The sequence below is a fragment of the Pseudomonas sp. RSB 5.4 genome, assembly GCF_037126175.1.
Lineage (GTDB): Bacteria > Pseudomonadota > Gammaproteobacteria > Pseudomonadales > Pseudomonadaceae > Aquipseudomonas > Aquipseudomonas fluorescens_H.
Genome location: NZ_CP146986.1, coordinates 1,448,706 through 1,464,207, shown reverse-complemented (window position 1 = coordinate 1,464,207; position 15,502 = coordinate 1,448,706). Strand labels below are relative to the sequence as shown.

Here is a 15,502-nt window from a genome sequence, read left to right as displayed (position 1 = left end):
ATGAGAACACTTGAACTTTTCGAGACACCAGCGCAAAACCTGCGTCTGGGGCCTTCCGCTATCGTATTGCGCGAATTCGCATTGCCTTACATGTCCGAGTTGATGACTGCCATTGAAGCCATCACTGCCGTGTCGCCCTTCCGGTACATGGTGACCCCGGGTGGGTTTACCATGTCAGTCGCGCTGACGAACTGCGGCTCGCTGGGTTGGACGACCGATCGACGTGGTTATCGCTATATCTCCCACGATCCCGACACCGGCAAACCTTGGCCAGTCATGCCGGAGGTATTTACCCGGCTGGCGAGCGATGCCGCGACGAATGCGGGATATGACAACTTCGAGCCGGACGCCTGCTTAGTCAACCGCTACTTACCCGGTAGCAGGCTTTCGTTGCACCAGGACAAAAATGAGCGGGACTATGAGCATCCCATCGTTTCAGTTTCCCTGGGCATGCGAGCCAAATTCCAGTTCGGCGGCCATGCACGCACCGACCCTACGGTAAAGGTGCCGTTGCACCACGGGGACGTTGTGGTGTGGGGCGGAACGGATCGCCTTCGCTACCACGGTGTGATGCCGCTCCAAGACGACCCTCATCCGCTGCTTGGCAGCCAGCGCATCAATTTCACTTTCCGCAAAGCGGGATGATTTTGAGAGTTCAAAAGCAAGGTTCGGAGTTTCTACTAGCTGCGAAGTCACTAGAGTGATCGCAGCAGGCGAGGTTACAAATGAACACGACATCCACAGACAAGATGGAATGGCTCTCCGAGGAGCGCCGCCAGGTCGAAACCTATTGCCAATCGCTGGTGAGTGCCGGGGCGGCGCAATGGCGGATCAACGAGAACGGTGATCCCGAGTTGCATCTGGAAAGCGGCGAAGCCTTTCTTTTCGGCAACGTGGGTGTGACCCGTTTGAAGTAGGCAATCAGATGCCACCAAGCCGATTAAATAAGGAGTGCATCATGAACCTGTTCCTGAGCCATTTGGATTCGCCATTGGGCGCCATACTGCTCGTCACCGATGCAAATGATACTTTGCGTGCACTCGATTTCGTTGACCACCAGTCAAGATTACAGCGCGTTTTACGCCAGCACTATGACGAGGTGGAACTGACTGAAAAGCAAGCTCCAACAGAGATCGCAGATGCACTGGCTCGCTACTTCCAGGGTGAATGGGAGGCGTTAAATTCGCTGCGAACTGCAACTGCCGGTTCGGAACTGCAACGTGGCGTCTGGGCTGCACTTCGCCGAATCCCGGCGGGCCAGACTACGACGTATGGAAAGATTGCCAAGGAGTTGGGATTTGATGATCCGCGTGCTGCCATCGACGTAGGAGCGGCAAATGGCGCCAATCCGATAGCCATCATCGTGCCGTGCCATCGGGTCATTGCCAGCAATGGAGACCTTAAGGGTTATGCCTGGGGCCTTCATCGCAAGCGTTGGCTGCTGGGGCATGAAAAGGCTATTGCGCAGAAAGAAGAACCGCATACCGCCATGTTGCCGGGGTTTTGATTTTGAGCAAGACCATAGCGGACGATCTGTCACCGCGCGCATTCCAGGAAGCTGCTCTGTTCTTGTCCGAGATGGACGAGGACTGGGCTCGTCATATCGCCGTTATTGGCCCCTGTCGGCATGAGGCCAAGCCTGCTCGCGAGCCCTATGAAGCATTGATAAGGGCCATCGCCTACCAGCAACTGCACGCCAAGGCAGGTGATGCGATTTTGGGGCGCCTGTTGGCGCTATATCCGGCTACGTCCTTTCCTACACCGGAACAATTGCTGGCGAGCGAGCCAGAAGTTCAGCGCGCCTGTGGCTTCTCGACCGCAAAGTTGGCAACCATCCGCGCCATTGCTCAAGCAGCCGTTGAAGGCGTTGTACCTAACCTCGAAGAGGCCCGACATCTGTCTGATTCGGCACTGGTCGAGCGCCTGACTTCCTTGCGTGGTGTGGGACGGTGGACTGTCGAAATGTTCCTGATTTATTCGCTGGAGCGTTCCGACATTCTCCCGGTGGACGACTTCGGTGTACGGGAAGGTTACGGTCGCCTGAAACGCCTGGAAAAGGCACCCACACCGCGCCAGATGCGTGAGATTGGCGAGGCTTGGAGTCCTTTTCGGACGGTGGCTGCTTGGTATCTGTGGCGTCTGCCCAGTCGGTAAACATTGGTCGCAAGAATCGGAGTTCTTGCGGCTGAGTCCCCTCATATCCTGACCCTAAGATTGTTGAAGACAGGATTTTTGCCATGATTACGACCATTGCGTATGCGACCGAAGACGACCGCTGGAACGCCGTGCAGGCGCGAGATGCCGCCGCTGACGGGCATTTCGTCTACGCCGTGCGCACAACAGGCGTGTACTGTCAGCCGAGCTCGACGGCACGGCTACCCAAGCGCGAGAATGTGAAATTCTTTGATTCGGCCAAAGCCGCCGAGGCGGCAGGCTACCGATGCAGCCGTCGCGCCCGTGGCGACCAGACGAGTGCTGCCGCCATTCGCGCCGAGTTGGTTGAACGCGCCTGCCGCTTGATTGAGGCATCGGAGACACCGCCCTCATTGGACAGTCTGGCAGCTGATGTGGGCATGAGCCCGTTCCACTTTCATCGCCTGTTCAAAGCCGAAACCGGACTAACGCCCAAAGCCTACAGCTCGGCTTATCGAGCTCGAAAGCTGCGTGAGGAGCTGAGCTGTCCGGAGGCATCCATCACTGATGCTATCTATGGCGCGGGCTTCAATTCCAATAGCAGGTTCTATGAGGCCTCAGATCAGTTGCTGGGCATGCGTGCGCGTGACTATCGGGCGGGTGGTGCTGGAACGGTCATTCGCTTCGCGGTGGGCCAGTGCTCACTGGGTGCCATCCTGGTAGCCCAGAGTCAGCGCGGTATCTGTGCCATTTTGTTGGGCGACGATCCTGATCAGTTGGTGCGTGACCTGCAAGATCAGTTCCCCAAGGCAGAGATCATCGGTTGCGATAGTGAGTTCGAGCAATTGATCGCCCAAGTAGTTGGTTTCATCGAAACGCCTTCGATCGGGCTACACCTGCCGTTGGACGTACAGGGTACGGCCTTTCAGGAGCGTGTCTGGCGCGCACTGCGTGAGATCCCGCCGGGTACGACCGTGAGCTACACGGAGATCGCCGAGCGCATCGGCTCACCCAAAGCTGTACGCGCCGTGGCTCAAGCCTGCGCTACAAATCACATCGCCGTTGCCATTCCCTGCCACCGCGTCGTGCGACGTGATGGCGATCTGGCTGGCTACCGGTGGGGTGTTGATCGCAAGCGCGAGCTTTTGCATCGCGAAGCCTCGGTTTGATGAAGGGATGTCCCATGTCTGAATTCAATAAAACACTTGATCGTCTGGACTGGATGGACATCAGCATGCAACTCGATGTCGAAGGCTATGCTGTGTTGCCCGATTTGTTGGGCGTAGAAATGGCGGGCAGTCTGGCGCAGCAAGTCACAACGTCGGGTATCCGTCGAGTCACTTTGGAGTCCAGTGATTTGGGACGCGGTGAATTGCTGTACTTCGACACAGGCTTGCCGGCGCCGCTGGACACGTGGCGCACAACTCTGTATCGCCGCCTGGTCGTCATCGCCAATCGCTGGAACGAAACCTTGGGCGTCGATTATCGCTACCCGGACGAGCTGGATGATTTTTTGCGGCACAACCGGGAGTCTGGTCAGACACGGGGACAGTCCCATCTGAACAGGCTTGGTGTGGAAGACCATGTATCACTGCATCAGCGAAATGATAGTGAGCTTCTTTTTCCCATGCAGATCGTGGCGCTGGTGTCAGAGCCTGGTTCGGACTTTAAGGGAGGCGAATTCGTGATGACAGAACAACGTCCGCGCATGCAGTCGCGCCCAATGGTGGTACCACTCAAGCTCGGTGACGTAGCCATCATCACCACGGCAGAGCGTCCCTTCAAGGGCACCAAAGGCTATTACCGCGTCAACCTAAAACACGCCATCAGCCGGGTGCGCATGGGGGAGCGCATTGGATTGGAATTGTCATTCCACGATGCAAATTGATACCGGTGGGAGCCGTGAATGCTGACATCGAATAAGACGTTCACCCTTGTTGGGCCCGACGGTAAGACTTACTCCAGTCTCCTGCCTGGCTCCATCGGAGGACATCGTGGTGGCAGGCTGTACGGCCGCCTTGATTGCCGCGCTGCGAGGCAGGCGATTGCTCGCGGTAGTTATGTGAAATATCGCGTTTTCTTTGCCGACGAGACCATCGCAATTGCCGCCGGCTACCGGCCGTGCGCCGTTTGCATGCCTCAGGAATACGCGATTTGGAAGAAGAACCAGCCCGCCCATCTGAGCGGTACCCGTAAAGAGACACACTCATGAGCGCACTACTGTCCATGTCCGCCGACGCGGAAAACCACATGTCGCACGAACGACCCGAGACCCGGATTCAAGCAACGAACTGGAATGTTGTCGAAGACAGTCTGGGGCGCGATGGCTTTGCGGTGCTGCCCTCGCTACTGACAACTGCCCAATGTGAAGAACTCGCAGGCTACTTCTTCGAAGAGGCCCGCTTTCGCAGTCGCATCGTGATGGAGCGCTACGCATTTGGCCGGGGCGAGTATAAATATTTCAGCTATCCGTTGCCCGATGCAGTCGGACGCCTACGCCAGTCGCTTTATCCTCACCTTGCGCCTATTGCAAATCGATGGCATGCCGCAATGCGGATTGAAGAGCGCTTTCCTGCCACCCATGACGAATTTCGGGAAGTCTGTCATGCCGCTGGCCAGCATCGGCCGACACCACTGCTGCTACGGTATCAGGCGAACGATTACTGCTGTCTGCACCAAGACCTCTACGGAGATCACGTATTCCCATTCCAAGTCATCTTCCTGCTCAATGAGCCAGGGCGGGAGTTTGGGGGCGGAGAGCTTCTGCTGACAGAGAGTGATCCGAAGAAACCCGGGCGAGCAGAGGTAGTCCCTCTGTACCAAGGGGACGCTTTGGTGCTTGCGGTCAACAATCGTCCCGTTCGCTCTACGCGTGGCTACTACCGCGTGAGTCTGCGCCATGGAGTCAGCCAGCTGATTTGGGGGCAACGTCATACCCTGGGTATCATCTTTCACGATGCTAAGTAACTTGCTGATATTACCGGTAATGCAGCTCGCGTGACACGCGCTTGAGGTCAAAATAAAGAGAGGCTGACTCATGGGCGCTTTTTGAGCCGGGCTAGACCCTGTTTGATATAACCAGCGTTCTCACCAATTGTGTAAAGCGCACCACGGATGTTGTCCCCCACATCCGCTAACCCTTGTGCCTCCACTTGCAGGGTTAGCTCCATGAGAGCGGCCTCGAGAGCGAGCTGATTTTGATACATCCTTTCCAGCACATCTGATAACGAATATTCACCGTGCATTTTTCAACTCCATGTTGGGAAACGACAGAATAGTAGTGGGTGAGATTATGCGGCTATTAGCTCGAAGCAAGCGCCTTCGACCGCCCCGAGCGAGTGGCGGGTCTCGATAATGGCTCTAGCTTTGATGGAGCACGAGAGCAGCAGCCTCGCGTTTGAATTCAGCGTGAAGGGAGCGACATTGCTTGATCACCAGGCACTTTTTTCTGACGAGCATCATCGCCTAAATGGGTGTCGGTTTCATTCAACCAACATACTTGTTATAGCGCGGTCGCATAGACTGGCGTGTGGAACTACGCTCTGGGTCATATTGATGCGTAAACGAGGAGAGGGGAATGTCAGATGAGCTTCGCGCAGAACTAGCGGGACGAGTGAGATCCCGGCCTCTAAGAATAGCCTTTCTCGTCGAGTCAACAGAGCACGCAGGCTTAGTGCTCGATGGAATATTTGCTGACTGCTATTCGCGGTGGGGTGGGCGATTCAGTCTCATCGCTCCTTGTGCGGATGGTCAAATTGTCGCTGAGTATTGGCAATGGTTGGAGGCTTTTGATCCCGACATTGTTTACGCGTATGCCAATTTAGCCGCAGAACGAGTTCTTGAAATTCATGAGCGCTTAGTCCCAAGTGACTACATCCTTCACCGCTTAGATAACGAACCGAGGCTAAATCTGAATGGATTTCGGCCACAGTATCCTCCCGCACTCTCATCACTCTCAACCGTGTTTCGTCTGGCTCGGCACAGTCCATTGGCAGGCGGGCCAAAAATCAAAATTATCGACAGTTGGTATACGGAAAAGCCGAGTCGATTTTTGACAGACAACTTCGGAACCTACCAGGGGAGCGCGGCTACGGGCATGTACCCTAACGACGCTCGGGTAGCAGCTGGTCTGATGACCATCGTCTCTGACGATCACTATGAAAAGCGTGAATTCGGCGTACCCCGTGACCTTGACCGCGTGGCATCAGAAGAAATGGCTTTTCTTGAGTTTGTGGGTAAGCGCGTCACGAGCCTAAGTATGTTGTCGTCGTTGTACGCGACACGCCTTGAAATACGTGACTATCGATGGAGTGATGCATTCAACTTGGTGATCGGTGACTCTTTCGAGGACAGGCTTATGTTCTGGAATGCGAGGCTGCTGATCCCTGCATGGCTCGACAACGACTTATGTTGTTTCCGGATGACGCTCGATCAGCTGAAAGATGAGGATATGCTCAACCTGCTCGTTCAATTGCTTAACACGCGCAATCATGTAAACGGCGGGGGAGGTGGACAGTCGCAGCTTAGAATACGCTCGGCGTCCCATACTATCGATGAGCTTAACGAAGTACTTGAACGGCTCCGAGCAGCAAAAGCATGGAGCGCTCATGGGCCAGCTGCGGTAATTGTCGGTGGGCATGTCATTCCGAGCGAAGATTCGCTAAAACGAGCTCGTGAGGTGGCCGAGTTCTCAGACGGATTTAGATCTGGAGAGCGGCACGCATTTCGCTGGAAGTCACCGGTTGCTTACCCGCCGGCAAAGGAACCGGAGCATCTTAGGGATGCGCCAACGGGCCAAGTATTCACGCTAGGCCTCTGGGCGCTCGATTTGAGCTTTGAGTATGAGCGGGATAAGCCGAGGCTCGCCCAAGATAACGTATGGATGCTGCCGAAGAGGTGGCGCATGGCGGGTGCCTTTGTCACGAAATTCATAACCAAAGGCTTCGCACAGAACAATCCTTCACCTATGTGTCGTACAAGTAGAAACGGTAACCTGACCCTATTTGCTGGCTTCAACCGAGAGCTTGAGTCAGTAACCGTTCCTACTATTGATCAGGCTTTCAGGAGCGCGATGTGCCTCGATTCTGCGGCGAGGCGTGTCGGCCCTGGCGATCCACCTTGGCCGCAAAAGAAAGCTGCATGGATGAAAGCCTCAAACGAAAGTCCCCATCTAATTGGCATTCTTGGAATGACAGGAGGATTGGCAGGCGCTAAAAGCTTGCTCTTGCATCCGTTCCTGCAGGATGTTTTTGCTAGTTTAGGTGGAGCCCCCAACCTCGCGGATGCAGACGTCAAGGCCACCGCGAACGCGCTCGCAAAGCGTGCGAAAGGACGCCCGATATTCGATCTGCAGCAGGAAGGTGAACGTGAAACCCTCGCCGCGCTGATTGTGAAAGCCGCGCAGTCAATCAAAGCCCCTCGAATGCACGTATCACTCGACTATTTACGAGATTGTTGGAAGGCTCACAGAGAGAGGTATTGGGCGGAGCACCCATTACCTAGATTGGACGTTGAACAGGACGAGGTAGATTGGGATGGTATGGAGCAGCAGGCTATTGATGATCGACTCGCTGAAATGAGGTCGCGTCTAATGCTCTTTCAAGGATACCCATGGAGCTGCGACACCTGCCGGCATCGGAATTGGACTGACTATCAGGCGTTGTCGCCTGCTCTTGTGTGCGATGTGTGTCGAACTGAAAAGGAGCTGCCCGTCGGTATACCTTGGTATTTTCGACCGAACGAATTTCTCATTGAAAGCCTTCGCTCTCGTAGTGTTTTGTCACTCGTTTGGCTCCTGTCAGCTCTTTGTGATCGAGCGAATTCGTCGTTCATGTATCTTGGGCCGACTTGTTTTGGCTATTCGCCCGACTCCAGAAATCCCGATGTGGAAGCGGATCTGCTTGCTGTCGTTGATGGCGAATCCATTCTCTGCGAGGTGAAGTCGGCGTGGCGCAGTCTGCGGGCCGCTCACATCGAGGACTTCGTTCACCTTGCGAAGCGACTTAGGCCGGATCGGGCTATTTTGGCGGTCATGGAAATAGGCGTTCGGCTCGAAGAGGAAATGCGCACGGCTGAGACTGCCCTGAGGGTGGATGGCATTCAATTCGAGTTACTAACACTCGAAAATTACAGCGTCGAAGACGATCCCTATCTTCTTGGTCGATAGTCTATTTGGCTACTTTGAACCTGATTACGCGATGAGTGAGTCTTCCCAATCAGGCCCTGGTATGAAGTGGCGCCAAGGGCGAGGTCGACTCTTCGGGCCAATAGGCCCGGCTCACCAAATTAGCCGAGCATCTCCTTAATGATGGATGCAACGTTCTTGGCATCGTCGATCCCTCGATGATAGGTACCCATCCAAACCAAGCCCAGCGACTCAGCTGCTTGCTTAAGTGATTTGGGTCGATCGTCGTATAAGCCCGCATGCCATTTCCTGGCATTGAAATGCGGCAAGCCTTCAAGCGGGGAAGGGCAGGCAGCAAAGCCTGCATCGCGCTGAAGCTGTCGCGCATCATAGTCACCCCAGGAAGCCCAAGCCGCATCCGGATAGACCGCAGCAAACGTTCGTAGCTCTTCTCCAACCTCCCGATAGGTGAGGGAACCGTCCACGTCCATCTGTTGAATGGATGTGAGCCTTTTGCAGAAGTCGGTGAGAGTAGGATTGATCTGTGGTCGAACAAAACGCTGGAACTCATCGACAACCTCAAGCGTTTCTAGGTCGATCACAACCAGGCCAATTTCAATTGTTTCCATCTCATCAGGGACGACTTTAAGCGGCCTTGGTGATTCCCACTCTTCGACCTCATCGCAGGTTGCTTCAAGGTCTACGCAATAGAGGTAGCGGTATGGCGCGAGGAGGTTATGGATTGCTTGGAGGTGGAGGAACTTTGCTTCGATGCTCATGGCATGGGAGACCTTGCTTGGAGCTTGTTGAGATCAACCGCCCCATCTAGGTCGATTGAATCGCTCACTGTCCACAACGAATCGCTGAAAGCGCGGGACACTACATAACCACAACCATTAGGAACGTGATTATCGATCTCGTACCCGCGCCACTCGATCATCGCTTGGGCATCAATCTGGAGTGGCTTGCGCTCGATGAGCCAAACTACAGCATTGAGAAATTGTCCGTGCGAAAAGACTAGGATGTCTTGCGCCGGGTGTGCGGCGAGGCGACCTAGGAACGATCGTGCGCGGCCAACAAACTCCAGAAACGACTCAGCACCTTCTCCTTCAATATAGGACGGATCTGCGTTCGCCCAATACTGGTCGACCCATGCCTTCCGTTGCCCTACGGTGGTGTTCACACACCTGGTCGGATCAAGGTAGGTGAATTCCTCGATTGGCCATGTTTCGAATGGTGCTTCAGGGAATATGGATAGGGTCGCATCCGCGGTCGTTCGAGCCCGAGAGAAAGGGGAGGCAACGATTAACTCAGGTGCACCGCCCACGGATTGCGCCACTCGTTTAGCGTGCTCGATGCCCTTGTCGGTGAGCGGAATACTTGCGTGATCAAGTGGCTGCACCGGCATTGGCTGCGCTTTCCCCATGACGAAGTAGCCTGACATTCTTCATTGACTTACCTGTCGTTTCGCCGATGCACGAGACCAGTAGCGTTGCTATGGGCATGGCTGGAGTTAAGGTGGGGTGACATCTAGGCTTATGAAAACTCGATCAACAGAGCTCCATTATCGCCCGCATCCAGAGCGAGTTGGTAAAAAAGCAGGGAGGGAAGCCGGTCGGCGTACGACATCGTGGCGTCGTCCGTAGTAGAGAGGCGCGTCGCAATCGCTGGGCCGTGCGTGGGGGCGTCGTCCCTTCGGGCCTTGTGCCCGCCTATGACTGGTGACCCAAACGGCCTGCTAAGTTCTGACTTAAGTACGCGCAAAATTATTGAGAATTATGGAAGGGCAATAATTATGGCTGGCCAGTAATTTAAATAATTCGCAGACGTTTGCCCAGCGTGTCTCACCTCGCGCCGCTATCTGAGGGGCTGCGTGTGTAGCCAGCCTCCGATCCTGACGGTTGTGCACGCTTCTGCCAAATGATCCGCATCCACACCATCTGGCTCGCCACCGAACCGATAGACATGCGCGTCGGTACCGACTTGAGGCTCTGGTTGGCCCTTCTCCAACGCGCCACTAGATCCAAGTTAAGAGCCTCGTTTGACTCGATCAAGGCCGATATGCGGTAGGATGCCCTACGAGATCAATCCAACGATCACGCTTGGTACTCCGCACTCGACTAATTCAGTGCCCTTTGCGCGCGAATCCTGCGGAACTCTGTGCCATCTTTTTTCTCGTCTCGCAAACCCTTAGGCTGTTTCGGCAGACAAGGAGAATTGCTATGTCCCCACTGGCCACTGCACTCATGAATTCCCGGATCGAACATTCGATGTCCAGATTCAGGGCCGCAGAATGCGCAGGCGTGAGTGAACGAACCTGGAGATATTACGAGCAGGGTCAGCGCTCACCGCGCAAAAGCGTCGTACGAAATTTTTTTGACCGATCGGGGATTTCGATGCCCTCGAACATCGCCAAGCTGCTTAAGGTTGCGCGATCAGCCCGCGTGTTGAGCATTACATCTCTCAAGGGAGGGGTCGGTAAGTCGCCCATTACCGTTGATGTAGCAGCATGTTTGGTGGAGCGAGGAAGCAACGTCGCAATCATTACGCACGACTGTTGTTATGAGGATGACGCTTCAAATGGGAAGCACCCCAAGGCCCATTCACTGGCTGCCGGTGTCGACTTCTTTGGCTATACAGACGTATTTTTTAGCGTGGCCGAAAAAAGCAGTTTCACCAAGCGACTGCGACACATCGTGGATCATGGATCCCCCATGGATCGCAGCGGACTGGAGTTCGAAATGGGTGGAACGCTGGGTTCAATGGTCGAAAGGATTGCATCCTCCAGAATGTTCAAGGACATCAAGGCTGACTATGACTATGTCCTGCTTGACCTCAATCTCAAGGTCGACCTCATTCGTGCCCATTCAGACCTGGTTGTGATCATTATCGACAGTGCCTGCCATCAATCAGTGGATAGCGCCAAGCGATTGAATGTGCGATTGCTCACAAGCAAGGGCGGACGCCGTACACCGAGATGCTATGGATTAGTCACGCGCAATGATGTAGGTGGCAGAAGCCAAGAATTGGAGGAGTTTTGTGGAGGCTTGGAGATTCCTCCTGCGCTGGTAGAAGGGCTGGAAGCAAGGCGGCTCAGCTCCAGTAAATTCCGAGAACATATTCTCAAGGACATCAAGTCCTTGCCTTTAACTCGCCTGATGACTCACTTGACCAACGCTCATGAAGTCGTGATCGACAAATACAACTATGACCAACCATTTATGGAGGGTTTTTCGTACTTCGATTCCGTCCTGGATATCTCTCCCGAATCGCATGCGGCGGACGAGATACGTCGATTAGCGGCAGAGCTCGTTGATTATCGGTTATAGCCATGCGTACGCCTGCAGATCGGCAACTGGAAGTTGATAGGGCCGTTAACCGAACCGCAGGGCACTGTGACTGATCACCACCGCTATGATCTGGCCGAAACTCATGATGCGGGGCTGCTCTGCCTTCAACCCACTCTATGATCAATCAGGGTGGCTCATTAGGGTCGGTGTTTAATTTTGGGCCGTTGGGGCCGGATCTTTTTTAAGATATGAATGACGATCCCACAGGGGCGCGAGCAATTGTTCGCTCGCGATCAATCGTCGTAACGGAGGAAGGTTTGAGTAAGGAATACGTTTGGGGCCCTTCGTTTTTCGGCCGGATACTGTCGATGTCACCACCATGGTCACTGCGTCTTGCAGACGGTTTTTTTGAGCTGGATGTTCATGGCGAGCGCGTTGTGATTCGATCCGACGAAGTATCCAGCATGCAAGCGACAAGGGGTCTGTTCTCGGGCCGAGTGAGTTATCTGGGCGGCAGCGTAGGCGGGTTACCGAAAGCTTCAGTTTCGGGGCTCAACGCGGTCATAAAAGATCTCACCAAGGCCCACGACCAATTGCGCGAGGAGATGCTGCGTGAGGCCGAGAAACGCACCCTGGCGCGGCATGAACGCTTTCGAACCGCGTACATGCAGATTCGAGACTGGCTTGGGGAAGCTGCTCGTATCTTCAATGATGCGATGGCCCAGCGGCGATGGGTAACTCATGAGCAGCAGATGGGTTTGCAGGCAACCAGGCCAAGATTGGGAATCCCTGAGTCAGATTTGAATGAGCTACTTCAAGACCATGACTTGAGGGTTGCTCTTAGCATTCGCCTTGAAGATATCGAGCGCGTACTTACTTTCTGGCGATCGGACTGGAGCATTAAGTGGCGCGAGTTCAACAAAGAACACACCAAACGAGAACTCGTTGCTTGTGAACCGCTCCTGTCAAAGGTCGAAAAGCGGCCTCTGAACGATGAGCAGGCGCGGGCGGTGATCTGCTTTGATAATCGCGTTCTGGTTGCGGCCTCAGCGGGCTCCGGCAAGACCTCGACCATGGTTGCCAAGGCAGCGTACGCGATTGATCGAGGTTTTTTTCAGCCAAAAGAAATCGTCATGCTGGCCTTCAACAAGGATGCAGCCAAAGAGCTGGCGGAGCGCGCTGAGGAGTCGTTCAAGCGGCTGAAGATGGAGGGCGTCACGGTACGCGCCAAGACGTTCCACCGGCTCGGCCTCGCCATCATTGGCTACGCCACCAAAAAGAAACCACGAGTTCCTGAGTGGGTTGTAAAAGAGCCGCTGGCATTTAAGAAGCTGGAGGAATTGGTCGATCATCTCAAGGACAACTCGGTGGCATTCCGCAGTCGCTGGGATCTGTTCCGCCTAGTGTTCGGTCGGGATCTTCCCGACTTTAAATCCATGAAAGCACCTCCAAGGGCCGGGACAAAAGCTGGCCGGCTCAATCCGATCCAAGGTGATCCGGTGAAGAGCCTGGAGGAGTGCATGATTGCGAACTGGCTCCACTATAACGGTGTCGAGTACGTCTATGAGCGCCCCTACGAGCATGACACGGCTACTGCGACTCATAGCCAGTACCGTCCTGACTTTTACTACCCAAAGATTGGCTTGTATCACGAGCATTTTGCTTTGGACGAGCAGGGGCAGCCACCGGAGCACTTCGAGGGGTATCTGCAAGACGCGCAGTGGAAACGCGCGCTGCACCGTGAGCGTGGTACCCATCTGATCGAAACAACATCGCACCAAATCCGACAGAACACGTGGGTTGAACATCTCACGCAGGAACTTACCAGCCGGGGGATTGAGCTCGACCCAAACCCTGATCGTCCCGTTCCCCCAGACCGCCAGCCGCCGCTATCCACTACCAAGCTGATTGGTCTCATCCGCACCTTCATCGCCCATGTCAAAAGTAACAGCCTGACGGAAGATGAGTTGCTCAAGCGGGTGGATGAGCTTCCTATGGGGTTGTTCAAACATCGCTACAAGATGTTCCTCGACATATTCTGGCCGGTTATGGAAGCGTGGAACAAGGCCCTCAAGGATGATAAAGGTCTCGATTTCGAGGACATGCTGGTGCAGGCCGCCGAGCATGTGGAACAGGGCAGATGCGTACCGAACTTCCGGTTGGTCATGGCCGATGAGTTTCAAGACGCATCAAAAGCGAGAGCGCGCCTTTGTCGGGCGCTGGTGAGCGTCCCGGGTCGCCACTTCTTTGCTGTCGGCGACGACTGGCAATCCATCAACAGATTCGCCGGCGCTGACGTGTCGGTGATGACTGAGTTCAGGGAGTACTTCGGATCTGGTCAGTTGTTGAAGCTGGAGCAGACCTTCAGGTGCCCCCAGGCTTTGTGTGACGTATCCAGCCGCTTCGTAAGCAGAAACCCGGTGCAGCTGACTAAGACGGTGTACTCGAAAACTCCCGCTGTGGGGCCTGCGCTTAGGGCGGTAATGGTGGCGGATGCAGATAGTATCGACCACGGCATCAACAGCTTCCTAGAAGGCCTGGTAGCTGGGCTGAAAGATGGCACGATCCCAAAAGCAGATGACAGGCTGATCAAGGTCTGCATTCTCGGAAGGTACAACAAGGAGATCAAATTCGTCCCCGGCAACTGGAAGGCACGCTTCGGTCAATTTATTGAAGTGTCATTCTTGAGCGTACATCGCTCCAAGGGTACCGAAGCTGACTACGTGGTCTTGCCATCAATGGTGAGCATGAAGCGTGGCCGCAGTTTCCCCAGCACCATGACTGACGACCCAGTCCTTGGTCTCGTCATGCCCAATGGGGATTCTTATCCGTTCGCTGAAGAGCGTCGCCTCTTTTACGTTGCGTTGACCCGGGCTAGACGCACGGTGGTGATGTACACCGTTGCGAGCAAGGTCTCGATTTTCATAAAGGAACTGGCGATCGACAGTGCGCTTCAGGTTGAGGACGTATACGGAGCTCCGGTCAGGCTCCATCCATGCCCCCGTTGCTGCGTCGGCGACTTGGTCGTGCAGGAGAGCAAGAACGGCCCGTTCGTTCGATGCACCAACTTCCCGGAGTGCGATTACAAGCCTCCAAAGAAAAAGCCTGTGAAGAAAACTCGGTATACAGGCAATCGATACGGCAAAAAAAGGTTTCGCGTGTAGCTAGTTCGTGAGCTGGACAAGTTGATGAAGCAGACTGCCTCAGGGGTGCAGCACTCCGGGGACTCTGTGGGGGATTCCTGCCTGAGCGTATCTATTAGCTTGCGCAGCCCTGGAGGCATCTGCCGACGCCAAAGGTAGTTATTTCCATAGTGAAAGCAACCAGACTGAAAAGATGCCTGCTGCTGCGCTGATTCCAATCCATGTTTTGTCGATTAGGCCCGAGTGCCACACTTTGGCTGAGAGCACAGCGAAACTGATCACTCCCGTCAGCCACTTGAAGCGCTGGAGCGTGGAAGCAAACTTGCGACCGGTCAGTACAAGCCCCAACAGCCAAAGCTGCAGGAATGCTGGGAGGCGGCGATAAATTCGGCCCGCTTTCGTCGTCTTGCATACGCTGACCCATATATGGGAGTCACTGCCAAGCCCGTTGCCTGGAATGACAGTAGGAACATTGACTGAACGTATCAATAAAAGCGTATGGGCCAGGTCGAAAGCGATCTGCCGCCTTTCATTGAATGCTTGAGCAATCCGCTGTTCTTGATGATTGACAGGTTTTTCCAAAACCTCGATGCCCATTACCTCAACGCAGTCGCCTTTGAGTCTTTCCCAGAAAGTGTATTTCGTGAGGCGTTGCTCAGCCGCCTCATCGATGAGTCTGTTCAAGAGGTAGTGCTTGATCCTGAGAGTAAACTGTTCTTTCATGAAGCTGAATTCTCTAAACCTGATTTCAGTGAGTGGCCAAAGTTTGGATGACTCGCGTCCGACACGGTTGTTGCTCGCTGGAAGTTACC

At 54.6% G+C, this 15,502-nt stretch carries 13 protein-coding genes and 1 pseudogene; 10 read left to right on the top strand and 4 right to left on the bottom strand.

Translation table 11 applies throughout. The features are described 5' to 3' along the window. From alkB to V9L13_RS06400, 7 genes are all read left to right on the top strand, one after another. The gene (alkB, locus tag V9L13_RS06430) at positions 1–645 is read left to right on the top strand and encodes a DNA oxidative demethylase AlkB (protein ID WP_338801905.1); all 645 of its coding nucleotides are present in this window, start codon (positions 1–3) and stop codon (positions 643–645) included. An 80-nt stretch (positions 646–725) separates the two neighbouring features. Continuing rightward, the gene (locus V9L13_RS06425; RefSeq protein WP_338801904.1) at positions 726–917 is read left to right on the top strand and encodes a hypothetical protein; all 192 of its coding nucleotides are present in this window, start codon (positions 726–728) and stop codon (positions 915–917) included. A gap of 41 nt (positions 918–958) precedes the next feature. Beyond that, positions 959–1,507 (top strand): methylated-DNA--[protein]-cysteine S-methyltransferase, encoded by a 549-nt coding sequence (locus V9L13_RS06420; RefSeq protein WP_338801903.1) that lies wholly within the window; start codon positions 959–961, stop codon positions 1,505–1,507. A 71-nt stretch (positions 1,508–1,578) separates the two neighbouring features. Beyond that, the gene (locus tag V9L13_RS06415) at positions 1,579–2,154 is read left to right on the top strand and encodes a DNA-3-methyladenine glycosylase (RefSeq protein WP_338802837.1); all 576 of its coding nucleotides are present in this window, start codon (positions 1,579–1,581) and stop codon (positions 2,152–2,154) included. An 83-nt stretch (positions 2,155–2,237) separates the two neighbouring features. Next, positions 2,238–3,302: a bifunctional DNA-binding transcriptional regulator/O6-methylguanine-DNA methyltransferase Ada gene (gene ada / locus V9L13_RS06410; protein WP_338801902.1), complete on the top strand. Its 1,065-nt coding sequence runs from the start codon at positions 2,238–2,240 to the stop codon at positions 3,300–3,302. A 14-nt stretch (positions 3,303–3,316) separates the two neighbouring features. Continuing rightward, positions 3,317–4,021: a 2OG-Fe(II) oxygenase gene (locus V9L13_RS06405; protein WP_338801901.1), complete on the top strand. Its 705-nt coding sequence runs from the start codon at positions 3,317–3,319 to the stop codon at positions 4,019–4,021. Between the two features lie 362 nt (positions 4,022–4,383). Next, a complete protein-coding gene (locus V9L13_RS06400; RefSeq protein WP_338802836.1) occupies positions 4,384–5,100 on the top strand; it encodes a 2OG-Fe(II) oxygenase in 717 nt (238 codons plus the stop codon). 68 nt (positions 5,101–5,168) lie between these two features. On the opposite strand, the gene V9L13_RS06395 is transcribed toward V9L13_RS06400, so the two are convergent. Then, a complete protein-coding gene (locus tag V9L13_RS06395; RefSeq protein WP_338801900.1) occupies positions 5,169–5,378 on the bottom strand; it encodes a hypothetical protein in 210 nt (69 codons plus the stop codon). Positions 5,379–5,710: 332 nt separating this feature from the next. Here V9L13_RS06395 and V9L13_RS06390 point away from each other — a divergent pair, with 332 nt between their 5' ends. Beyond that, a complete protein-coding gene (locus V9L13_RS06390; protein WP_338801899.1) occupies positions 5,711–8,299 on the top strand; it encodes a hypothetical protein in 2,589 nt (862 codons plus the stop codon). Between the two features lie 119 nt (positions 8,300–8,418). Here V9L13_RS06390 and V9L13_RS06385 read toward each other — a convergent pair whose 3' ends face one another. Then, on the bottom strand, positions 8,419–9,036 hold the full coding sequence (locus V9L13_RS06385; RefSeq protein WP_338801898.1) for a 3'-5' exonuclease: 618 nt from the start codon (positions 9,034–9,036) through the stop codon (positions 8,419–8,421). Then, positions 9,033–9,708 (bottom strand): annotated as a pseudogene (locus V9L13_RS06380) (histidine phosphatase family protein). The gene V9L13_RS06385 and the pseudogene V9L13_RS06380 overlap by 4 nt, the downstream one beginning before the upstream one ends. Positions 9,709–10,479: 771 nt before the next feature. On the opposite strand from V9L13_RS06380, the gene V9L13_RS06375 reads away from it, so the two are divergent. Continuing rightward, positions 10,480–11,586, top strand: a complete 1,107-nt coding sequence (locus V9L13_RS06375) for an AAA family ATPase (RefSeq protein WP_338801897.1) — start codon at positions 10,480–10,482, stop codon at positions 11,584–11,586. A gap of 278 nt (positions 11,587–11,864) precedes the next feature. After that, on the top strand, positions 11,865–14,711 hold the full coding sequence (locus V9L13_RS06370; RefSeq protein WP_338801896.1) for a UvrD-helicase domain-containing protein: 2,847 nt from the start codon (positions 11,865–11,867) through the stop codon (positions 14,709–14,711). Between the two features lie 138 nt (positions 14,712–14,849). Here V9L13_RS06370 and V9L13_RS06365 read toward each other — a convergent pair whose 3' ends face one another. Beyond that, on the bottom strand, positions 14,850–15,413 hold the full coding sequence (locus tag V9L13_RS06365) for a hypothetical protein (RefSeq protein WP_338801895.1): 564 nt from the start codon (positions 15,411–15,413) through the stop codon (positions 14,850–14,852). Positions 15,414–15,502: the final 89 nt, after the last annotated feature.